Origin of the sequence: Pseudarthrobacter defluvii (genome assembly GCF_030323865.1) — a bacterium.
GTDB classification, from domain to species: Bacteria; Actinomycetota; Actinomycetes; order Actinomycetales; family Micrococcaceae; genus Arthrobacter; species Arthrobacter sedimenti.
In genome coordinates this window covers 510,414-532,021 of record NZ_CP066362.1, presented here as the reverse complement: position 1 = coordinate 532,021, position 21,608 = coordinate 510,414, and the positions used below count along the sequence as shown (strand labels likewise).

The window sequence follows — 21,608 nt, the reverse complement described above, 5'->3', positions numbered from 1 at the left end:
GCCTGACGACCACCCGGGACCTCCCCCCATGTCTACCCGGTCAGGTGGCGGGTACCGCCTGGGCCAGGTCAAGCTGGGGAGCGCCGGCCGGGGCAGGAGCGGTGCCCGCTCCCACCTGGACGTTCACCCAGGTCTTGATGCCGTTGCTGCCAAGGCTCAGCCGTGAGAGGTAGGAGCCTTCAGCAAGCCCGGTCCAGTTCAGCGTCGCCGAGGTTGCGGTTCCGTTCGGTGCCACAATGGGGTTCGGGTTCACCGTAAGGTTGCCCGCATCACCGGCGAAGGTCACCGCCTGCACGGAGGCAGTGGCGGGACCATTGTCCGGCGTGGCGTACAAATTGGCCACCACATAGTAGGTTCCGGCCCGCGGAGACTCGATGTCCAGGAACTCACTGGCAGATGCCGTGGCCACCTGGGTGGCCGCCAGCCCGCCCGAACCGTTCGGTGCGTAGACCACCATGTCCCAGTCGACGTCGTTCGACTGCGCCTGGATGCCCAGCCGGGCAAACGAGGCGCCGGCAGGCACTTTCACCTGGACCAGGGCGTTGTGTGCGTCATTTGTAGGCGCGTACTCGCCCGGCGTCTTGGTGATCGCGGTCTGGCTCAGTGGTGCAAGGCCCTCGACGCCGACGGCGATGGGGCTGTCCGAGCCGGACACCAGTTCCATGGTTCCGCTGCCGGTGCCGGTGCCGGTGGCAGAGCTGAACGAGAACGACGGGGCGATCTGCGCGTCGACCGGGCGGATGGCGATCGGTGAGGTCACCGTCCGCGGGCCCTTCCAGGTGAGGCTTCCGGTGCTGAACTTGCCCACGGGTGCACTGACGTTGCGGATGGTCACGGTCACTTCGCGGGTCTGGCCCGCCTTGGCGAAGTTCAGGGCCTTGGGTTCCACATTGACGTTGAAGCCCGGCATGTTCACCTCGGGGCGGTACATGCCCGGCACCAGAGCGGTCAGCTTGCGCTTCACCTGGACCTCGCCCACAAGGCTGCCCAGGGCAATGGAAGGCAGGTTGAGGTCGCGGGCAGCGATGGAGCCTGCCTGCGGAGCGCCGGTGTCCACACCCTGGCCGTTGAGGAAGCCGAGCCAGTCCTGGATACCGGAGTCGTACACCAGGCCGGGATCGAGGACCCGGGTGGAATCGATGTGTCCCGCACCGCCCTGGAAGGGGTCGGTGTTGGGCGAGCCATCGGCGTTGACCAGCGGGTAGGCCGTGGTCATCATGGCGGACTTCACCATGGCGGGGGTCCACTTGGGCTGCTTGCCCAGCACCAGGGCGCCGAAACCGGCGATGTGCGGCGCGGCCATGGACGTGCCGGACATGAACCCGAACTGGTCGCCGTGGTTGCCGATGGTGGAGACGCCAGCCAGGACGTTGACACCCGGGGCAGAGATGTCCGGCTTCAGCAGGTCACCGCCGGAGGCGAAGGTGGGTCCGCGTGACGAGAAGCCCGCGATCTGGGGTGCCGGAGCCGGGGGAAGGCCAGTCAGGTCACCCTTGACCAGGCTGACGGTCAGCGCAGGGTTGGCTTCCAGTTTGGATTTGAGTTCCAGGCTCTTTGGCGCGTTGACGTGGACCGTGGGGATGACGTGGTTGTCGGCGTCCTCGGAGCTGCTGGTGAGGTTCACCAAAATCATGCCCACGCCGCCCTTGTCCATGACCTCCTTGCTCTTGGCGGTCCGGTCCACCACTCCGCGGTCGCAGACCACGACCTTGCCGGCCACCTTGGTGGCGTCGAGGGTTCCCGGACCGCACAGGTTGGGATTTGCGGCGCCGGCGGCAGCGGCTGCGGCGGCGACCACAACAGGCTTGTCCGCCACTTCGGACTTCATGATGGAGGCGCCACGGTACAGCGATCCGTCGGATACCTTGACGGTGCCCTGCAGGTCGCTGGGGAAGGTGGAGGCGGCCACAGTGGTCAGCCACGGCGATGCGTGGTTCACGGTGGAAGCCGTAGGACCGGAGTTTCCTGCGGAGGCCGAGACGAAGATTCCTGCGGCTGCGGCGTTCAGGAAGGCCAGCGCGACCGGATCGGTAGTGCTGTTGTTGTTGCCTGAAATGGAGTAGTTCAGGACGTCGACGCCGTCCTTGATGGCTGCGTCCACAGCCTCAACGGAGGCCGAGGAGTAGCAGCCGCCGGTGTCCGGGTTGGTGTCCTCCCAGCAGACCTTGTAGACGGAGACCTTGGCGGCCGGGGCCACGCCCGAGCTCTTGCCGAAGCTGGCCCCGTCAATCACCTGCTCAATATTGGCGTTACCGGCTGCCGTGGTGGCGGTGTGGGTGCCGTGGCTGCCGACGTCCACCGGGGAGATCTGCTCTTCCGGTGCCCGGTTTCCCGGCGCCACGTACTGGAGGAAGGAGTCGGCGAAGTAGCGGGCACCGATGACCTTCGAGTTGCAGAGCGAGCCGTCAAACCCTGCCCCGGTTCCCTCGCCCTTTTGGCATTCGCCCTCAAAGGTGGTGCCGTCTGACTTCAGCATGGCGATCTTGCCGTCAGCCGTGCGGTAGGGAACGCCCACCTGCGGGCTCCCCTGCAGCGGCTTCAGCGCTTCGCCCTGGAGGAAGGGGTTGTCCGGTGCGTAGCCGGAGTCGATGACGCCCACCACCACACCCTTGCCGGCGTTGGCTTCTCCGCCGAACTGCTTGGCCCAGGAACCGTCGGGACCGGTGAGCTTGAGGAAGTCGGTGGTGGTGTAGTCCGGCTTGTTTTCAACGTCGGGCGCCACCACCAGGACGCGGGTGTCCTTGGACAACGCCGAAGCCTGGGCCGCGGTCAGCTCTGCGCTGAACCCGTTCAGGGCCGCGGTGTACTGCTTGGCCGGTGTGACTCCCTGGGCAGCCGCGACATCACGCTGCTGCTTGCGCAGGTGGGCGTCGTAGGCCTTGTAGTTGGGGCTGCCGGCGTCGAGCTTCCTGCCCTGCTGGGGCTTGGTTGCACCAAGCCCGGGAGCTCCCCCTTCATAGGCCGCGGCAGCGGGCCCGGCCAGCACTACGATGTACCGGCCGTCCTTGAACTGACTGTCCTTGGCGCTGGAGGAAGCATTCCCCACGCCCTTGCCGTCAGGGGCCGCCGAAGCGGGACCTACTGCCAGCGAGCTGAGGATAAGGGGCAACCCGACGGCCAGCGCGGCCGCCTTCCGGAGTCCCCCAGCCCGCAAGGGGCTCTTTCCAGTTGATTTCACGTGCAACCCTTTCACGATGTGCCGCCCAGACTTGGTGGGCGCCCCCGAACGACTGGCACTGCAGAGGAAATTACAGGTTTTGTAATTTGCTGAGACCAGACTGATCACAGAGTACAGACTGAGAGCGGGATATGACATAGAGCACATTTGAGATTTTTTTGCTTGTCATATGGGCATGCCCGGACAGTTCCGGGCATGAAAAAGGGCGCCCCGAAGGACGCCCGGACGAGTGGCAGGTGGGAGGCCGCGTTACTGGCGCGGGGTCCGCACCACGTCGCTGATCCACTGCCTGGTCTTTTCATCCACCGGGCCGGCTATCCGCGTTTCGCGGGCCAGCCGGTCTGCCTTGATCTTCTGGAAGACCATCCTGCCCAGGCCGGCGAACACCGCTGCGGCAACCATCGGCAACAGCACGGACTTTGAATTCTCAGCCATCCAGCAATCCTAGTGAAGGCCTTCGGGCAACTCCAGACCATCCTGCCAGCGGAGCCGGAGCGGGCCGTTCCACGCGGCGTTCCGGCCCCGAACCCGCCGAATACAGAGGGACGTGTCCGGGCCGGTAGAATGGGAAGGCAAGCTCGCGGAGCGCCCGACCTCATGGTGAACCAACGCAGGTGACCACTTGTCCCCCAACATCCCGGTACGGCGTGAGACGGCACCACTCCGCTGCGCCCTTACCCAAGCTCACGCACAGGAGTTACCGGATGCCCCGGATCGTTGTTGACGTCATGCCCAAGCCCGAGATTCTGGACCCGCAGGGGAAGGCAATCGTTGGCGCTCTCCCCCGGCTGGGCTTCACCAGCTTCAGCTCTGTCCGCCAGGGCAAGCGCTTCGAACTGACGGTCGACGGCGAGGTGACGGAGGAAATCCTGGCCCAGGCACGTGACGCCGCGGAAACCCTCCTCTCCAACCCCGTGATCGAGGACGTCGTCAACGTCGAGGTCGTCGAGGCCTGAGATGACTGAACTTCCCCTGATCGGCGAAGCTGTCGCTGTCGCGGCGGAACCGCGCCTCGCCGGCGCCCGCATCGGCGTCGTCACCTTCCCCGGCACCCTGGACGACCGGGACGCTGCCCGCGCCGTCCGCCTTGCCGGCGCCACCGCCGTCGAACTCTGGCATGGCGACACCGAACTTGGCGACGTGGACGCCGTAGTCATCCCCGGCGGTTTCTCCTACGGTGACTACCTGCGCGCCGGTGCCATTGCCCGCTTCGCCCCGCTGATGTCCAAGATCATCGACGCCGCGAACTCCGATGCCAAGCTGCCCGTCCTCGGCATCTGCAACGGTTTCCAGATCCTTACCGAGTCGCACCTGCTCCCCGGTTCGATGATTAAGAACGACCACCTGAAATTCCTCTGCCGCGACCAGGTGCTGCGCGTCGAGAACAGCAACACCGCGTGGACGCTGGACTACGAAGCGGGCCAGGAAATCACCATCCCGCTGAAGAACCAGGACGGCCAGTACATCGCTGACGAGAAAACCCTGGACGCCCTTGAGGCCGAGGGCCGCGTCGTCTTCCGCTACGTAGGCTTCAACCCGAACGGTTCACGCCGGGACATCGCCGGCATCTCCAACGCCGCCGGCAACGTGGTGGGCCTCATGCCGCACCCCGAGCACGCCGTGGAGCCGGGCTTCGGTCCCGAGTCCCTCGATGGCATCGGCGGGTCCGACACCGACGGACTGGGCTTCTTCACCTCCGTACTGAACAAGATTGTGGGAGGCGACAAGTGACCACCGAAACCACCAAGAAGTTCAACATCGACACCGTCGAGAACGCTGCCAAGACCCCGGACACCGAGCTGCCCTGGGCAGAGCTGGGCCTGAAGCAGAACGAGTTCGACGAGATCGTCAAGGTCCTGGGCCGGCGCCCCACCGGCGCCGAGCTGGCCATGTACTCCGTCATGTGGAGCGAACACTGCTCCTACAAGTCCTCGAAGAACCACCTGCGCCAGTTCGGCCAGAAGGTCACCGAGGAAATGAAGAAGGACATGCTGGTGGGCATCGGCGAAAACGCCGGCGTGACCAACCTGGGGGACGGCTGGGCCGTGACCTTCAAGATCGAATCGCACAACTCGCCGTCGTTCGTTGAGCCCTACCAGGGCGCTGCGACCGGCATCGGCGGCATTGTCCGCGACATCATCTCCATGGGCGCCCGCCCCGTGGCGGTCATGGACCCGCTGCGCTTCGGCGCCATCGACCACCCCGACACCGCGCGCGTCATGCACGGCGCAGTGGCCGGCATCGGCGGCTACGGCAACTCGCTTGGCCTGCCCAACATCGGCGGCGAGATGGTGTTCGACTCCGTCTACCAGGGCAACCCGCTGGTCAACGCCCTCGCCGTGGGCGTCATGCGGCACGAGGACATCCGCCTGGCCAACGCCTCGGGCAAGGGCAACAAGGTGGTCCTGTTCGGTGCACGCACCGGCGGCGACGGCATCGGCGGAGCCTCCGTCCTGGCCTCCGAGTCCTTTGACGACACCAAGCCCTCCAAGCGTCCCGCCGTCCAGGTGGGCGATCCCTTCGCCGAGAAGGTGCTCATCGAGTGCTGCCTGGAGCTCTTCAAGGGCTCCCTGGTGGAAGGCATCCAGGACCTCGGCGCCGCGGGCATCTCCTGCGCTACCTCCGAGCTCGCGTCCAACGGCGACGGCGGCATGCAGGTTGAGCTGACCTCCGTCCTGCTGCGCGACCCCACGCTGACCCCGGGCGAGATCCTGATGTCCGAGTCGCAGGAACGCATGATGGCCGTGGTCACGCCGGAGAACGTGGAAGCGTTCGAAGCCGTCATGGACAAGTGGGCTGTGGAGTACTCCTGGCTGGGCGAGGTCACCGACACCGGCCGCCTCATCATCACGTGGGAAGGCGACGTGATTGTCGACGTCGATCCGCGCACCGTGGCGCACGACGGCCCGGTCTACGACCGCCCGTTCGCCCGTCCCGAGTGGCAGGATTCGGTCCAGGCCGACGCCTTCACCGGGTCCGTCCAGGATGCCGGCCGCCCGGCCGCTCCCACGGAACTGGCCGCCGCTGTCACTGAGCTCGTGGCGTCCCCGAACATGTGCTCCAAGTCCTGGATCACCAACCAGTACGACCGGTACGTGGGTGGCAACACCTCCATGGCGTTCCCCGACGACGCCGGCGTGGTCCGCGTTGACGAGGAATCCGGCCTGGGCGTCGCCCTGGCCACCGATGCCAACGGCCGCTACACCTACCTGGACCCGTACCACGGCGCCCAGCTGGCGCTGGCCGAGGCTTACCGCAACGTTGCCACCGCGGGCGCCATCCCCATGGCCGTCAGCGACTGCCTGAACTTCGGTTCCCCCGAGGATCCGGACGTCATGTGGCAGCTGGCCGAGGCAATCCGTGGCTTGTCCGATGCCTGCATGGTGCTGGGCATTCCGGTCACCGGCGGCAACGTCTCGCTCTACAACCAGACGGGCACCACACCCATCCACCCCTCCCCCGTGGTGGCGGTGCTGGGCAAGCTCGACGACGTCGCCCGCCGCACGCCGTCGGGCTGGCGTGAAGACGGCCAGGCCATTTACCTGCTGGGCACTACGGGTGCCGAGCTGGACGGGTCCGAGTGGGCCAACATGCGCGGCCACCTGGGCGGGCAGCCGCCGAAGGTTGACCTTGAGGCCGAACGCGCCCTGGGTGAAATCCTGATCAACGCCTCGCGCGATGGCATGATCGACGCCGCGCACGACCTCTCTGAGGGTGGCCTCGCGGCGGCCCTGGTGGAGTCCTCGCTGCGCTACGGCGTGGGTGCGCGGATTGCGCTGCAGGACGTCATGGACCGGGACGGCGTGGACCTGTTCACGGCGCTCTTCTCCGAGTCCCAGGGCCGTGCCATTGTGGGCGTCCCGCGCTCCGAGGAAGTCCGCTTCACCGACATGTGCACCGCCCGCGGCTTCGCGCACACCCGCATCGGCGTTGTGGACGCGGACAGCGGCAAGCTGGAGATCAACGGCGTGGACGCCCTTTCCCTCGACGCCCTCCGCGAAGCCCACGAGGGGACCCTGCCGAAGTACTTCGGCTAGTCCCACCCCCATCGAGTGCTCCGTACTTGTCGTTTTGAACCGTCAGAACGACAAGTACGGTGGGCCCCCGCCGGCGAGGGGCCCGGCCTGAGCTTGCGAAGGCTGGGAGCCGGTGGGGACAATCGTTTTTAAGAACCCCTCCGCCAACCGGCCTGGGCCAGGGCAACGAGAACTCTGGCCGCGGCCGGTTTCGCGTCGTTGACCATGTGGCGCTTGGAGATCCTGACCTCCGTCCACCCCAAGGCGGCGTACCGTTCAGAGCGCGCTATATCCCTGCGATCTGGCTTTCCTCGCCGTGGTGTTCGCCCTCGTACTCGATGCCGATCCGGTATTTGCGGTAAGACAGGTCCGGCTTGTGATGCCTGATGCCGTCCTCAGTGATAATTGGGACATTCAGCTCGGGTTCGGGCAGCCCCGCGCGCACAATCGCGAGCCGCAGCATGGTTTCCTGGGCCGAATCCGAGCCGACCCGGATCAATTCCAGGGCGTCCTTCGCCTTCCGGAGCCCGCGTTTTCCCCGGTGTCCGTCAACCATCCGCTGCAGATCCCATACGCTGCACAGCGGCATGTCCCGGTCCTCAAACTCCGGCCTGGGCATGCGAACGCAGGCATCCCCTATGGCCACGATTTCATCGAGGGACAGCAATTCCGCCATGTCGAGCCAGGTACGCGCCGGGGTCGTGACCGGAACCCCGTCAATTGCCGTGACTTCGTCCCCGTACAGCTTCATGCGGTGGACGATGACGTGGGGCCTGTCCAGGTGGGCTGCGCCTTCGGGCCGGATCAGGTGGAAAACGTCAAAGGTCCCGTCCTGGCGCCGCTGCGGCAGCGCGTGAAGCTCCGCAGCCGTAACATGCGAGGCGGCGCAGAGCTCGTTGACCTCAACGAAAGGCCGGACCCGCGCGCCTAACGAAAGCGCCGCCGTCGTGCCCTCCATCCTGATGCCCCGGCCGAAGCGCTCCAGCGACCCATGCCGCCAACGCCGCGGTGATAGGCCCGCAGAAGCTGCGTCAGCAACGGTAAAGGGGCGGCCGCGGAGTTCCTCCGGTAATGAGCGTGGGGTCTTCATCGGTCCATGACACCAGAATCAGGATTAGTGCGCAGAAGTTATCCACACCCTCCATCGATTGCTGAGTACTTGTCGTTTTGGCGCGTGAAAACGACAAATACTCAGCAGTCGATGGGTTAATCTTCGCTGTGGAGTTCCCGTTGGCGGGCGCTGAGCAGTTCGATCTCCGGGCGGCCTGCCACGAAGCGTTCGACGGCGGCCAGCACCTCCACGAGGTGCGCCCGGTCGGCTGCCACCAGGCCAACGCCGAGCTGCGTGCGCCGGTACTGGCTGTGGTCCCCCGTCTCGGAGACTGAGACCTCGAAGCGGCGCTTGAGCTCGGCCAGGAGGGGCCGGACCACGGAGCGTTTCTCCTTCAGGCTGTGTACGTCGCCAAGGAGGATGTCGAACTCGATCCAGCCGATCCACATGGCTTCATGCTATCGACTGCTGCGTACTCGTCGTTTTGGCGGGTCAAAACGACAAGTACGGAGCAATCGACGGGGTTTAGATGGTGAGTTCGCCCATCAGGTCCCAGCCTTCGCCGTCGAGCTGGCGGCTGATGATTTTGGGCGTCTCGACGAGGGCCTGGGGCATGTCAGCCATGGCCTTCTTGAAGTGGTCGCTGTTCACGTGGTCGCCGGCCGCGTCGTCCTTGAAGGCCTCCACCAGGACGTATTCGTTGGGGTCGTCCAGGCTGCGGGACCAGTCGAACCACAGGTTGCCCGGTTCCTTGCGGGTGGCTTCGGTGAAATCAGCCACGAGGTCCGGCCAGCGCTCCGACCACTCGGGCTTGACCTTGAACTTGACGACGATAAAGATCACTTGGTTTTTCCTTCCGCGGCGAGACTGCGTGCTCCTTCAATGTACCGGGAAGTAACGTAGCGCTGCGTCGCCCGGGTGACCGGGCCGCCGGCCGCATAGAACCAGTTGGAGGGCTTGCTGAAGGCACGGATCCTCAGCCACACCTCCCCCTGGCTGTTGATCTCCACCTCGAATGATTCCTCCCCGCGGGCGGGGTGGCCAGGCAGTGTGCCGTATCCGAAGCCGGCGGATTGGGGAACACCGTCGGGGGCCGGCTCGTGGACCCACACCACTTGGCAGGGTGCGGGCAGGCGGAAGGGCCCGACGCCGAATCCGCTCACCACGTGTGCCCCGGGGACGGCCCGCGGCGAATCGGCCCGGACCCGGAGCCCTGCCCACCGCTGCAGTTCCCAGCCCAGGATGCCGTCCGCCACCCGCCTGTAAACGTCCAGTCCAGTGCCCAGGCGGGCCTCCTCCAGGACTCGGTCGTAGCCTTGCGGAGCGCTGCCCTGCTCCGTGCTCCCCACACCGGGGTATCCGAGCTTGCCCGGAACCTGTCCCTCTTCAGTCATTGCCGCCTGTCCTCTCGAGGCCTGCCCACCCCAGTTGCTCCTGTTGCTTCCGGCTCAAGCCTGCCACCACAAGGTCATAGGAGTCCTCCACCATGTCCCGGACCATCCCGTCCGGCAGCGAGCCGTCAAGTCGGATGCCATTCCAGTGGGTTTTGTTCATGTGCCATGCGCCGGTGATGGCCGGGTGCACTGCGCGCAGCTGCACGGCCAGGGCCGGTTCGCACTTCAGGTTCACGTAGAAGTCGGCCTGGTCCATGGAGGACAGGGCAAACAGCTTGGCCTCGTGGCGGGTCCCGCCGGCAATGTGGGCGCGGACCTTGAACACCGAGGTTTCGGGCCCGAAGGGGAAATCCTCATAGGTTCCCGGGAAAGACAGGCAGATCTCCCGCAGCGCACTTGGGTCCATATAGGAAGCCTATAAAGCGGGCCTGCACGGTGCTAGTGTGCAGGGATGTCACGCGACCAGGGAGCAATACCTGTTCTGGATTTAGGTTCCGCACGGCTGCCTTACGGGTCTTTTCGCCCTGAGTTTATTGAGCAGCTGCGGCACGCCACCCACGATGTTGGCTTCTTCCAAGTCACGGGATATGGCGGCCGGCCGGGCCAGGCCGAAGAGCTCCTGGGCACTGTCCGGCGCTTCTTCGACCTGCCGCTTGAGGAGCGGATGAAGCTGGACAACCGCCTTTCCCCGCATTTCCGCGGCTACACCCGGATGGGCACGGAGGTGACCCAGGGCAGGGCGGACGCCCGCGAGCAGATTGACTACTCACCGGAGCGCGAGCCTGTCAGGGATTATCCGGCCGACCAGCCCTACTGGCTGCTGCAGGGCCCCAACCTCTGGCCGGATGAAACCTTCCCGGAGCTGAAGACTGCCGCGATGGAGTGGGCGGACCTGATGTCCGGGGTGGGGATGGAACTGCTGCGGGCCATCGCTGTCTCCCTGCATCTGCCCGAGGACTATTTCGACGAGCCTTTTCGGGATTCGCCTGCGTGGATGGGCAAGCTGGTGCACTACGTAGGCGGTGTGGTGGAAGAAGCCGGCGACCAGGGCGTTGGATCCCACGCCGATTACGGCTTCGTGACGCTCCTGCTGCAGGATGAGGTGGGCGGCCTTGAAGTACTGCCGCCCGGGACCACCGAGTGGCTGCCGGTGGAACCGCTGCCCGGAGCGTTGGTGGTAAACCTCGGCGAGATGCTGGAAGTTGCCACCGAGGGGTACCTCGCGGCGACCATCCACCGTGTGCAGGCGCCTCCGCCCGGCGTGGACCGCTACTCGGTGCCGTTCTTTTGGTCGCCACGGCTGGACGCGGTCATTGAACCGGTGCCGCTGGCTCCTGACCTGAAGGCGGCTGCCCGGGGAATCACCGATGACCCCGCCAACCCGCTCCTGGCTTCCTTCGGCATGAACATGCTCAAAGGCCGGATGCGTGCGCACCCGGACGTCACCGAACGGCACTATCCAGAGTTACTGAAGCGCTAAAGGTTGTACTTCCACGCGAGCTGGGCCGGGCAGGCGTTCATCACCACGTCCAGTCCTGCAGCCTTGGCGCGCTCCGCCGCTGCCTCGTCGATAACCCCCAGCTGCAGCCAAACAGCTTTGGCCCCCACTGCGATGGCCTGGTCCACCACGCTGCCCACCTTCTGCGAGTTCACAAAGCAATCCACGACGTCGATGGGCCGCTTTTCCGCCGGAATGTCACCGAGGGTGCGGTACCCGGTTTCGCCGTGGACAGCGTCGCCGGGCAAGTTGACGGGGATGATCTCCATGCCCAGCCGGTCGCGGATGAACAGCGAGACATCATAGGCGGCACGCCATTCGTTGGTGGTCAAACCCACGATGGCCCAACGCCCCTTGGTTCGCATGAGGCGTTCGATGACTGCAGGATCGTTCGTGTGGCCCATGGGATTAGCCTACGCTTTGCCTTGAGCAGCAGGAGCGATCGAATAAAAGAATGATCGCTCTTCGCTCATGCCGCTATGAACGAATATTACGCGCGGAAACGCGAGAGTTTGCTCTCGGCGATTCATTGCTGTGTAGTGGTGCTTGACCATCCCGAGCGGCCGAGAGACCTGGATCGATGACGCCGCAGCAACCCTGGTCGCCGGACGCTCCCCAACGGCCCCGGCGATAGCAAGGATTGCAGCCGTGGGTACCGGAACCGACCACTCCGGCGAAGGCTGCCTCCGTAGGGTGCTACTGCCAGGACCGATGGAGTGATCCTATGACTGCAGTTTTGTCGCCCCTTTCTGCCGGGGCGAACCCCGGCCACGCGCCTGCCCTCCCCGTATCCTTTAGGAACCTGCGCCGCACGTTCGGAGCCGGCACCGCAGCCCATACCGTCCTCCGCGATGTGACGTTCGATGTGGCAGCGGGAGAGGTGCTGGCCATCCTGGGACCTTCCGGCTGCGGAAAGTCCACACTCCTGCGCGCCACGGCGGGCCTGGACTTCCCTAGCGCCGGTTCCGTGGTTATCGAGGACACCCCGGTGCACGGCATCGATCCCCGCTGCGCCTTCGCCTTCCAGGAACCCCGGCTACTGCCCTGGCACACCCTGCAGGCGAACGTAGCCATCGGCCTGCCCACCGGATGCAGCGCGAAAGAGGGCAAAGCAAAGGTCGCCCGCCTGCTGGAACTGGTGGGGCTCGAGAAATTCGCCAAGCACCGCCCGCGCGAGGTGTCCGGCGGCATGGCGCAGCGCGCATCGCTGGCCCGTGCCCTTGCCCGGAACCCCGGCGTCCTGCTGCTCGATGAGCCGTTCGGCGCGCTGGACGCCCTCACCCGCATCAAGATGCAGGACCTGCTCCTGGACATCCACCGGGCAGAGCCCACCACCGTCCTGCTGGTCACCCACGACGTAGACGAGGCCCTACAGCTCGCCGACCGCATCATCGTCCTCGGCCCCGACGCCACCGGGCAGGGTGCAACCATCGTCAGGACAGTCCAGGTACCCGGCAGCCGGCCGCGCGATCGCGCCTCAGCCGAACTCGCGCTCATGCGCAGCTCGCTCCTGGAAACGCTGGGCGTCGACGGGCACTAGGCGCCCCTGACCCCGACAAAACCTTCACCCGCCCCGGTGGCCCGCGCCGCCGTCGGACCCTATCCCTTTGGCAGGCGCAGCCTGGCCTCCCCTGTTCCGCACCGTCTATTTCCGCACCGTTCCATCCCGTTTTCGAAGGAAACCAATGCCGCACGCATCGCCCATCTCCCGCCGTTCAGTCCTGGGCGCCGCAGCCCTCGCCGTTTCCACGGTCCTGGCACTCACCGGATGCGTTGCAGGGGAAGGTTCCTCCGGCAGTGCGGCGGCGGCCGGCAACAGCAAAGGCGGTGGAACCCTGAACATCGACTTCGCCACGTACAACCCGCTGAGCCTGGTGATCAAAAAGCAGGGGTGGCTCGAGGCGAGCCTCAAGGAGCAGGGCGTCACCGTGAACTGGGTCCAGTCCGCCGGCTCGAACAAAGCCAATGAGGCGCTGCGCTCCGGGGCCATCGACGTCGGATCCACGGCAGGATCCGCGGCACTCCTGGCCCGTGCCAACGGTTCGAAAATCAAGACCATCGACATCTTCTCGCAGCCGGAGTGGGCAGCCCTGGTGGCACCGGCCGGCTCAGACATCAAGTCTGTGGCCGACCTCAAGGGCAAGTCCGTTGCCGCCACCAAGGGCACCGACCCCTACTTCTTCCTCCTGCAGGCACTGGAGCAGGCCGGACTGAAGCCAAGCGACGTGACCGTGCAGAACCTGCAGCACGCCGACGGCCGGACCGCCCTGGAAAACGGCTCGGTCCAGGCCTGGTCCGGGCTGGACCCGATCATGGCAGGGGCGGAGCAGAAGGGCGCCAAGCTCTTCTACCGCAACCTGGACTTCAACACCTACGGCTTCCTCAACGCCACCGAATCCTTCCTGAAAAACAAGCCTGAACTGGCCCAGGCTGTGGTGAACGCCTATGAAAAGGCCCGTGCCTGGGCAGCGCAGAACCCGGACCAGACCGCCCAGATCCTGGCTGACGTCGCCGGCCTGGACCTCTCCGTGGCCAAGACGGTAGTCCTGGAGCGCAGCAACCTGGACGTCAACCCCGCACCGGGTGACGCGCAGCGCAAAGTATTGGAGAAGATCGGCCCCACTTTCGTGGAAACCGGCGACGTCAAGACGCAGAAGCAGATTGACGACGCCGTAGCCTCCCTTCTCGACGACTCGCTGGTGAAGAAGGCTGATCCGTCAGCCATCAAGGCCTCCTGATGAGCCATCAAGGAGAGCCCTACACCACCGGCGCAAGTGTTGCGGATGGGCGTGCTGCAGCCGCCACCGCAACCGCGGCAGACGCCGCCCATGCGGGTGCCGGCACGGCACCCGCTCCGGCACCGGGATGGTCTCCCGCCGGAGTCCGTTCCTGGAACTGGGCGCGTCTGCCCCTTGGCCTGATCATTCCGGCAGCCCTGCTGGCAGCGTGGCAGCTCGCCTCCACCAGCGGGATGTTCACCGTGGTCCAGCTGCCCCCGCCGGCCATGGTGCTGTCCGCTGCCGGCGAGCTCGTGGACCGTGGCGAACTGGGGACCCACATCGCCATCTCCACCCAGCGGGTCCTTATCGGATTCCTGGTGGGCGCGGCCCTGGGCCTGGTCCTCGGCGCAACCGTGGGACTGTCCAAGCTCGCCGATGCCCTGCTGGCACCCACCATCGGCGCACTCCGGGCAGTGCCGTCGCTGGCCTGGGTGCCGCTGCTGATCCTGTGGATGAAGATCGGCGAGGACTCGAAGGTCACGCTCATCATCATTGGCGCCTTCTTCCCGGTGTTCACCACCGTCTCCCTGGCGCTGCGCCACGTGGACCGCAACCTGGTGGAAGCCGCCCGCGCCTTCGGGCTCAAGGGGATCCGGCTGCTGACCACCGTGCAGTTGCCCGCCGTCGTCCCCGCCGTGTTCTCCGGCCTGCGCCTGGCCCTTGCCCAGGCCTGGCTGTTCCTGGTGGCGGCTGAGCTGATCGCCTCCTCCATGGGACTGGGCTTCCTGCTGATTGACTCGCAAAACAACGGCCGCACGGACCGGCTGCTCCTGGCTATCGTGATGCTGGCCGTGATTGGAAAGATTACCGACGCCCTGCTGGGCCTGGCCGAAAAATGGGCGGTGAAACGATGGGCTTGAGCGCCACCGAAACGTTGGACCAGAACGCAGGCGTGCACCCGGACAACGTTGCCTTTTGGGAGCAGCAGGCGCTGCGACTTGACTGGGACACCCCCTGGCATACCCCGCACCGCTGGATTCCGGCAGACGCCGGGGCGGGCCGCGGCCCGGAAATCACCTGGTTCGAAGGCGGCAAGCTCAACGTGGCCGCCAACTGCGTGGACCGGCACGTAGCCGCGGGGCGCGGCAACAAAGTGGCCCTCCATTTCGAAGGCGAGCCGGGCGACCGCCGCTCCATCACCTACGCCGAACTCCAGCGCGAGGTGTCCAAGGCAGCCAACGCCCTCCTGGCCCTGGGCATCACCAAGGGCGACCGGGTGGTCATCTACCTCCCGGTCATCCCCGAAACCATCATCATCACCCTCGCTGTGGCCCGCATCGGCGCCATCCACTCGCTGGTGTTCGGCGGCTTCTCGGCGGAGGCACTGAAGTTCCGGGTGGAGGACACCGGCGCCAAGCTCCTGGTCACCACCGACGGCCAGTTCCGCCGCGGCGTGGCCGTTCCCGTGAAGGACAACGCGGATGCAGCCGTCGCCGGGGACAATGCCATCGAGCACGTCCTGGTGGTCAACCGCACCACCCCGGCCACCGACCTGGCAACCGTCCCCATGACGGAGGGCCGCGACCTCTGGTGGCACGACGTCGTCGAAACCGCCGCGGACGTCCACGTTCCGGAGGCGTTCGACGCCGAGACGCCGCTGTTCATCATGTACACCTCCGGCACCACCGGCAAGCCCAAGGGCCTGGTCCACACCTCCGGCGGCTACCTCACGCAGGCGTCCTGGAGTTTCGAGCACTTGTTCAGCAACCCGGACCCTGCCCTGCGGGACCGGGACGTGCACTGGTGCACCGCGGACCTTGCCTGGGTCACGGCGCACACCTACGAGATCTACGGCCCGCTCTCCAACGGCGTCACCCAGGTGACCTTCGAGGGCACCCCGAACACCCCGCATCCGGGCCGGCACTTCGAGATCATCGAACGCTACGGCGTGACGCAGTACTACACAGCACCCACGCTGGTGCGTTCCCTCATGGGCTGGTTCCCGGACGGCGTTCCGGACACCTACGACCTGTCCTCCATCCGCCTGCTGGGCACCGTTGGGGAAGCGGTCAATCCGGAGGCCTGGCGCTGGCTGCGCGAGAACGTGGGCGCCGGCACCGCACCGGTGGTGGACACGTGGTGGCAGTCCGAAACCGGCGCCACGATCCTCTCCCCCGCGCCCACGGACACCAGCTTCAAACCCGGCTGCGCGGCACGCCCGCTGCCGGGCGTCAGCACCAGGATCGTGGACGACGGCGGCAGTACCGTTGCGCCGGGCGTCCAGGGAAACATCGTGGTGGACTCCCCCGGACCCGCCATCGCGCGCACCGTCTGGGGCAACCCCCGGCGCTACTTTGATTCCTACTGGAGCAAGTATGCGGACCAGGGCTGGTTCCTGGCCGGCGACGGCGCCAAATACGATGCCGACGGCGACATCTGGATCCTGGGCCGGGTGGATGACACCCTGAATGTTTCCGGCCACCTGCTCTCCACGATCGAGATCGAGTCCGCCTTGGTATCGCACTCGGACGTGGTGGAAGCCGGCGTCTGCCCGGTGGCGGACCCCAAGACGGGGCACGCCGTCGTCGCGTTCGTGGTGCTGAAGGCCGGTTCCCCGGCTGACTGTGCCCAGGAGCTCCGCAACCACGTCGCCAGGGAGATTGGCCCCATCGCCAAGCCGCGCGACGTCGTCGTGGTCCCTGACGTTCCCAAGACCCGCAGCGGCAAAATCATGCGCCGGCTGCTCACCCAGCTGTTCGAAGGAACGACCCTGGGCGACACCACCTCACTCCAGAACGAGCCGGCCATCGCCGGCATCCAGGACGTCCTGCGCCAGCGGGCCCTACCAAAGGAAGAATCATGACAGACACCAGCAACGTCGCACGTCTCTCCGAACCGCTCAAGTTCGCCTACTGGGTGCCCAACGTCTCCGGCGGCCTGGTGGTGTCCACCATCGAACAGCGCACCGGCTGGGACTTCGACTACAACAAGAAGCTGGCCCGCATCGCGGAGGAGTCCGGCTTCGAGTACGCGCTGACCCAGACCCGGTACGCCGCCTCCTACGGGGCGGACAAGCAGCACGAGGCAACCTCGTTCAGCCTTGCCCTGCTGGCCGCCACCGAACGGCTCAAGGTAATCGCCGCCGTCCACCCCGGCATGTGGCACCCGGGTGTGCTGGCGAAGTACATCATCACGGCGGACCACATCTCCAACGGCCGTTCCGCCGTCAACATCGTCTCCGGCTGGCTCAAGAGCGAGTTCACCAACTTCGGCCTTGAGTGGCTGGAGCACGACGAGCGCTACGTCCGCACTGAGGAATTCATCAACGTGCTGCGCGGCCTGTGGACCGAGCAGGAGTACAGCCAGTCCGGCAAGTACTACAACATCACCGACTTCACCCTGAACCCCGCTCCCGTGGACGTCCCGGGCCGGGCGCACCCGGAGATCTTCTTTGGCGGAAACTCGACGGCGGCCCAGGCCACTGCAGGCCGGGTGGCCGACTGGTACTTCTCCAACGGCAAGGACCTGGAGGGCTTCAAGGAGAACATTGCCGGCGTCGTCGCTTCGGCCGGTGAAGCCCGCCGCGGCACCCCGGGCCAGCTGGCCGCTCCGCGCTTCGGGCTGAACGGTTTCGTCATCGCCCGCGACTCGGAGAAGGAGGCCCGGGACACGCTCCGGGAAATCGTGCAGAAAGCCCACAAGCCGGCCGTGCAGGGCTTCCGGGACGCGGTCCAGGAAGCCGGGGCCTCCACCAAGGACGGCAAGGGTATGTGGGCCGACTCCACGTTCGAGGACCTGATCCAGTACAACGACGGCTTCAAGACCCAGCTGATCGGAACGCCGGAGCAGATCGCAGAACGGATCGTCGAATACAAGAAGATCGGCGTGAACCTGTTCCTCACCTGCTACCTGCACTTCCAGGAGGAGGTGGCCGCCTTCGGCCGGGACATCCTGCCGATCGTCCGCGAGCTTGAGGCGGACCTGGCCCGGAAGAACGGCACCGAGCTCGACCTGTCCAGCACCCCGGTTACCGCCGAAGCGGTGGCTGTCTGATGGCTGAACGCACCTTCGGTTTCCGCACCCGCGCCCTGCACGCCGGCGGCACCCCCGACGCCGAGCACGGCGCCCGCGCCGTCCCCATCTACCAGACCACGTCGTTCGTCTTTAAGGACACCAACGACGCGGCCAACCTGTTCGCCCTGCAGAAGTACGGCAACATCTACTCCCGCATCGGCAACCCCACCGTCGCGGCGTTCGAGGAGCGCATCGCGTCCCTTGAGGGCGGAATCGGAGCCGTGGCGACGTCGTCGGGCATGGCAGCGGAGTTCATCACCTTCGCGGCCCTGACGCAGGCGGGAGACCACATCGTGGCAGCCTCCCAGCTGTACGGCGGCACCGTGACCCAGCTGGACGTGACCCTCCGCCGGTTCGGCGTGGACACCACCTTCGTCCCCGGCACGGACCCCGCAGACTACGCCGCGGCTGTCCAAGACAACACCAAGGCGATTTTCGTGGAGGCAGTGGCCAACCCGTCGTCGGAGGTCCAGGACCTTGCGGCGCTGGCAAAAGTGGCGCACGACGCCGGGATCCCCCTGGTGGTCGACGCCACCTTGAGCACGCCGTACCTCGTGCGGCCCATTGAACACGGCGCCGACATCGTGATCCACTCAGCCACGAAGTTCCTGGGCGGGCACGGCACCACACTGGGCGGCGTAGTGGTGGAAAGCGGCCGGTTCAACTGGGGCAACGGCAAGTTCCCCACCATGACCGAGCCTGTGGCTTCCTACGGCAACGTCTCCTGGTGGGGCAACTTCGGCGAGTACGGCTTCCTCACCAAGCTCCGCTCCGAGCAGCTGCGGGACATTGGCCCGGCCCTTTCGCCGCAGTCGGCGTTCCAGCTGCTCCAGGGTGTCGAAACCCTGCCGCAGCGGCTGGACGAGCACCTGAAGAACGCACAGGCCGTGGCCGAATGGCTGGAAAACGATGACCGGGTAGCCTACGTCAACTACTCCGGGCTGCCGTCGCACCCGCACTTCGAACGGGCACGCAAGTACCTGCCGCAGGGCCCTGGATCGGTGTTCTCCTTCGGGGTCAAGGGCGGCCGCGCTGCCGGCCAGAAGTTCATCGAGTCGCTGCAGTTGGCATCGCATCTCGCTAACGTGGGCGACTCCCGGACCCTGGTAATCCACCCCGGCTCCACCACCCACCAGCAGCTCAGTGCGGCCCAGCTTGAATCGGCGGGTGTGCCGGAGGATCTGGTCCGCATCTCGGTGGGCCTCGAGGACATCGAGGACATCCTGTGGGACCTGGACCAGGCACTCACCGAAGCGTCCAAAGCGGTGCCCGGAGCCATCGCTGAAGAACCCGCAGAAGCCTGCACGATCGGAGCAAACGCATGAGCACCGCCGAACGCACCTGGTCCGGCCCGTCCGCACCGGAGCGGCTTTCCCTGCTCCGGCAGGCGAAGTCCATTGCCATTGTTGGCGCCTCGGACAAGCCGTCCCGGGCCAGCTACTTTGTGGCCACCTACCTGCTGTCCTCCACCCGCTACAAGGTGTACTTCGTCAACCCGGTGGTCAAGGAGATCCTGGGCCAGCCCACCTACGCCTCGCTGGCGGACCTGCCGGAAAGCCCGGACATTGTTGACGTGTTCCGCAAGCACGACGACCTTCCCGGTGTCCTGGACGAGGCAGTGGCCGCGGGCGCGAAGACGCTCTGGCTGCAGCTGGGCTCATGGCATGAAGGCGTGGCAGCAGCCGCGGAAGCCGCGGGGCTCAATGTGGTGATGGACCGCTGCGTGAAAATCGAGCACGCGCGCTTCCATGGCGGACTTCACCTGGCCGGTTTCGATACCGGCGTGGTTTCCTCCAAACGCCAGGTCCTGGCGTAACGCTTCCCTTCGAAAGACGACAGCGGGCCCGTTGCCACGGGCCCGCTGTCGTCTTTAACGGTCATTTCGCGGGGAAGGCACCCTTCTGCGCGTTGCCCGGGTTCCCGCCCTGCGACTGGCCCTGTGTCTGGCTTTGGGGCTGGCCCTGCCCCGCATTGCCCGCGGAGCCTGCCGGCTTCTGCGCGCCGGCACCGGCTGTCCCCTGGGCCCCGGCCGGAGTACTGGCTGCCGGCGGTTCAGCCTTCGCCACTCCCTGCGAGCCCGGCCCTGCCGTCGTTCCGTCAGCCCCGGCCGGTCCCGCGTTGCCTTTGCCGCTGCCGGCTCCATTGCCCTGTGCAGCTGCCCCGGATGAACCGTTGTCCCCGGTCGCCCCACACTTCGCTGTACCCTGTTCGGCGGCAAGCCTCACCGGGCTGGTGCACGGCGGGAAGTTTCCGGACAGGCCCGCATGACCCCGCAGGAGCCGGGACGCCGGATTTGCGGCGTCGGCAGCCGCGCCGGGCGCAGCGGTTGATGCGGGTTCACCGTCTGCCGCCGCTTGAGGCGCGCGGTAACCCGGGCTGGCCGCCCCGGTACCGTCCCCGGCGGCTGACGCGTCGGCGGCAGGCCGGCTCCACGGTGCCCACTCCTCCAGCACCTGCTCGATGGCGTTGCCCCCGGGAGCGGTGGTGCTGGCAGCAACTCCACCAACGCCGAGTCCCATCCCGGCCACCAGGACCAGGCCCAGCGCCGTAGGGCGCTGGCGGCGACGGCGGCGGGCAAGTTCGTCCTGCGGCTGGACGCCTGGCTCCTCCTGCGGCGGGCCACCTGGCTGCTCTGCATCCGGCTCACCCGAATCAGGCACTTCAGCCGTTGGCGGCACACCTGCAGCAAGCAATGCGGCCAACTCCCCGGTGGGAGCGGGTACGGGCAGCGATGCCATGGTGCCGAGCGAGAGCAGGGCGTCACGAAGTTCCGCGTCCTGGCCGCAGCCTGCGTCCTGGAGCATGTCGTCCACAAGGGTGGCGAGGTTATCCGAGGCGGATGTCATGGCGTGAGATACTCCTTCACTGCCTTAAGTTCCCGGAGTTTGAGCAAGGCGCGCCGCTGGAGCTGTTTCACCGCACCGGCGCTCTTATCCATGGTTTCCGCTGTCTGTTCTATGGAAAGGCCGCCCACCAGCCGAAGCGACAGCACTTCCCGCTGGTCCTGGGGCAGTCCGTCCAGCAGCCCAAGGACTTCCCGGGGCGAGATGCGCCGCAGGGCTTCCTTCTCCGCGGAGGTATCTTCGCGCTGGTCGAGTTCGGGCTCGAAGGACAGCTTGACCGGAGTCCGGCTTTGGCGGCGGTGGTCATCCACCATCCGGGCATGGGCAACGGAGAAGATAAAGGTCTTCAGCCCGGCTTCTCCTCCATGGACGGTGTCGAGCCTGGGCAGCACCGAAAGGAACACTTCCTGCATGGCGGCCTCCGGATCCTCGACTCCCCGGGCCGTGAGATAGCCCAGTACCTGTGATGCGTATGTCCTGTAGACGAGGCTGAAGGCAGCGGTACCGGAAACTGGCTGGTCCGGAGCCTCATCTGTCTGTGCATCGGTCACTGACGTAGTGCTTTCCGTCAAAGAGGGTGTTGGCAAGGCAAGCGCTCAGTACATCCGGAACGCTGGCCCCCACTCTACCCTCCGGTAACCACCCTGCCGGAACGCCACGGTGCCGGGTACGGTCCGGTGCGGGGTACGGTCCGGTGCGGGGTCAGGCGGGGAAGCTACCTACGGGGAAAGATAAAAGAGCCGGCCTGGAACGTGATGGGGGACAGGTTCCAGACCGGCACTTCATAGGGGTAATCGCCAACGCTGCAGTCAGGGTTACGCGTTTTCAAAAAAA

General features: G+C 66.2%; 21 protein-coding genes. 11 read left to right on the top strand and 10 right to left on the bottom strand.

All coding sequences use genetic code 11. The features are described 5' to 3' along the window. Window positions 1-40 precede the first annotated feature (40 nt). A complete protein-coding gene (locus JCQ34_RS02615; protein WP_434738943.1) occupies window positions 41-3,154 on the bottom strand; it encodes a S8 family serine peptidase in 3,114 nt (1,037 codons plus the stop codon). Between the two features lie 273 nt (window positions 3,155-3,427). Then, complete coding sequence (locus tag JCQ34_RS02610; RefSeq protein ID WP_286401543.1) at window positions 3,428-3,613, bottom strand: hypothetical protein; 186 nt, start codon at window positions 3,611-3,613, stop codon at window positions 3,428-3,430. Between the two features lie 269 nt (window positions 3,614-3,882). Between JCQ34_RS02610 and purS the strand changes: the two genes are divergently transcribed. Genes purS through purL form a run of 3 tightly spaced genes read left to right on the top strand, consistent with a single transcriptional unit; the run spans window position 3,883 to window position 7,215 of the window. After that, window positions 3,883-4,134, top strand: a complete 252-nt coding sequence (gene purS, locus JCQ34_RS02605) for a phosphoribosylformylglycinamidine synthase subunit PurS (RefSeq protein WP_015935902.1) — start codon at window positions 3,883-3,885, stop codon at window positions 4,132-4,134. Window position 4,135: 1 nt separating this feature from the next. Beyond that, window positions 4,136-4,909 (top strand): phosphoribosylformylglycinamidine synthase subunit PurQ, encoded by a 774-nt coding sequence (gene purQ, locus JCQ34_RS02600; RefSeq protein ID WP_286401540.1) that lies wholly within the window; start codon window positions 4,136-4,138, stop codon window positions 4,907-4,909. Continuing rightward, window positions 4,906-7,215: a phosphoribosylformylglycinamidine synthase subunit PurL gene (purL, locus tag JCQ34_RS02595; RefSeq protein WP_286401537.1), complete on the top strand. Its 2,310-nt coding sequence runs from the start codon at window positions 4,906-4,908 to the stop codon at window positions 7,213-7,215. The genes purQ and purL overlap by 4 nt, the downstream gene beginning before the upstream one ends. 265 nt (window positions 7,216-7,480) lie before the next feature. Here the strand turns inward: purL and JCQ34_RS02590 are convergent, their stop codons facing one another. The 5 genes from JCQ34_RS02590 to JCQ34_RS02570 all read right to left on the bottom strand — a co-directional run bounded on the left by JCQ34_RS02590 (window position 7,481) and on the right by JCQ34_RS02570 (window position 10,045). After that, window positions 7,481-8,152, bottom strand: a complete 672-nt coding sequence (locus JCQ34_RS02590; protein WP_286401534.1) for a hypothetical protein — start codon at window positions 8,150-8,152, stop codon at window positions 7,481-7,483. Window positions 8,153-8,400: 248 nt separating this feature from the next. Beyond that, a complete protein-coding gene (locus tag JCQ34_RS02585; protein ID WP_286401533.1) occupies window positions 8,401-8,694 on the bottom strand; it encodes a DUF503 domain-containing protein in 294 nt (97 codons plus the stop codon). Between the two features lie 76 nt (window positions 8,695-8,770). Next, a complete protein-coding gene (locus tag JCQ34_RS02580) occupies window positions 8,771-9,088 on the bottom strand; it encodes a putative quinol monooxygenase (RefSeq protein ID WP_286401532.1) in 318 nt (105 codons plus the stop codon). After that, window positions 9,085-9,639: a DUF1990 family protein gene (locus JCQ34_RS02575; RefSeq protein ID WP_286401530.1), complete on the bottom strand. Its 555-nt coding sequence runs from the start codon at window positions 9,637-9,639 to the stop codon at window positions 9,085-9,087. The genes JCQ34_RS02580 and JCQ34_RS02575 overlap by 4 nt, the downstream gene beginning before the upstream one ends. Further along, the gene (locus JCQ34_RS02570) at window positions 9,632-10,045 is read right to left on the bottom strand and encodes an MmcQ/YjbR family DNA-binding protein (RefSeq protein ID WP_286401528.1); all 414 of its coding nucleotides are present in this window, start codon (window positions 10,043-10,045) and stop codon (window positions 9,632-9,634) included. The genes JCQ34_RS02575 and JCQ34_RS02570 overlap by 8 nt, the downstream gene beginning before the upstream one ends. 45 nt (window positions 10,046-10,090) lie before the next feature. Between JCQ34_RS02570 and JCQ34_RS02565 the strand changes: the two genes are divergently transcribed. After that, window positions 10,091-11,119, top strand: a complete 1,029-nt coding sequence (locus JCQ34_RS02565; protein WP_286401526.1) for an isopenicillin N synthase family dioxygenase — start codon at window positions 10,091-10,093, stop codon at window positions 11,117-11,119. Here JCQ34_RS02565 and JCQ34_RS02560 read toward each other — a convergent pair. Beyond that, on the bottom strand, window positions 11,116-11,541 hold the full coding sequence (locus JCQ34_RS02560) for a CoA-binding protein (RefSeq protein ID WP_286401525.1): 426 nt from the start codon (window positions 11,539-11,541) through the stop codon (window positions 11,116-11,118). The two genes, JCQ34_RS02565 and JCQ34_RS02560, sit on opposite strands and share 4 nt — an antisense overlap. 320 nt (window positions 11,542-11,861) lie before the next feature. Between JCQ34_RS02560 and JCQ34_RS02555 the strand changes: the two genes are divergently transcribed. The 7 genes from JCQ34_RS02555 to JCQ34_RS02525 all read left to right on the top strand — a co-directional run bounded on the left by JCQ34_RS02555 (window position 11,862) and on the right by JCQ34_RS02525 (window position 19,747). Then, window positions 11,862-12,677, top strand: coding sequence for an ABC transporter ATP-binding protein (locus tag JCQ34_RS02555; protein WP_286401523.1), 816 nt, complete (start codon window positions 11,862-11,864; stop codon window positions 12,675-12,677). Window positions 12,678-12,822: 145 nt separating this feature from the next. Then, the gene (locus JCQ34_RS02550; RefSeq protein WP_286401520.1) at window positions 12,823-13,875 is read left to right on the top strand and encodes an aliphatic sulfonate ABC transporter substrate-binding protein; all 1,053 of its coding nucleotides are present in this window, start codon (window positions 12,823-12,825) and stop codon (window positions 13,873-13,875) included. Then, entirely contained in the window at window positions 13,875-14,777 is a 903-nt protein-coding gene (locus JCQ34_RS02545) for an ABC transporter permease (protein WP_286401519.1), read from the top strand. The genes JCQ34_RS02550 and JCQ34_RS02545 overlap by 1 nt, the downstream gene beginning before the upstream one ends. Beyond that, window positions 14,768-16,720, top strand: a complete 1,953-nt coding sequence (gene acs / locus JCQ34_RS02540) for an acetate--CoA ligase (protein WP_434738942.1) — start codon at window positions 14,768-14,770, stop codon at window positions 16,718-16,720. Before JCQ34_RS02545 ends, acs begins: the two co-directional genes overlap by 10 nt. After that, on the top strand, window positions 16,717-17,910 hold the full coding sequence (gene sfnG / locus JCQ34_RS02535; protein ID WP_286401514.1) for a dimethylsulfone monooxygenase SfnG: 1,194 nt from the start codon (window positions 16,717-16,719) through the stop codon (window positions 17,908-17,910). The genes acs and sfnG overlap by 4 nt, the downstream gene beginning before the upstream one ends. After that, window positions 17,910-19,256: an O-acetylhomoserine aminocarboxypropyltransferase/cysteine synthase family protein gene (locus tag JCQ34_RS02530; protein WP_286401511.1), complete on the top strand. Its 1,347-nt coding sequence runs from the start codon at window positions 17,910-17,912 to the stop codon at window positions 19,254-19,256. The genes sfnG and JCQ34_RS02530 overlap by 1 nt, the downstream gene beginning before the upstream one ends. Continuing rightward, window positions 19,253-19,747: a CoA-binding protein gene (locus tag JCQ34_RS02525; protein WP_286401510.1), complete on the top strand. Its 495-nt coding sequence runs from the start codon at window positions 19,253-19,255 to the stop codon at window positions 19,745-19,747. Before JCQ34_RS02530 ends, JCQ34_RS02525 begins: the two co-directional genes overlap by 4 nt. Window positions 19,748-19,808: 61 nt before the next feature. Here the strand turns inward: JCQ34_RS02525 and JCQ34_RS02520 are convergent, their stop codons facing one another. Next, on the bottom strand, window positions 19,809-20,777 hold the full coding sequence (locus JCQ34_RS02520) for a hypothetical protein (protein ID WP_286401508.1): 969 nt from the start codon (window positions 20,775-20,777) through the stop codon (window positions 19,809-19,811). Next, window positions 20,774-21,325, bottom strand: coding sequence for an RNA polymerase sigma factor (locus JCQ34_RS02515; protein WP_286401505.1), 552 nt, complete (start codon window positions 21,323-21,325; stop codon window positions 20,774-20,776). Before JCQ34_RS02515 ends, JCQ34_RS02520 begins: the two co-directional genes overlap by 4 nt. Window positions 21,326-21,608 lie beyond the last annotated feature (283 nt).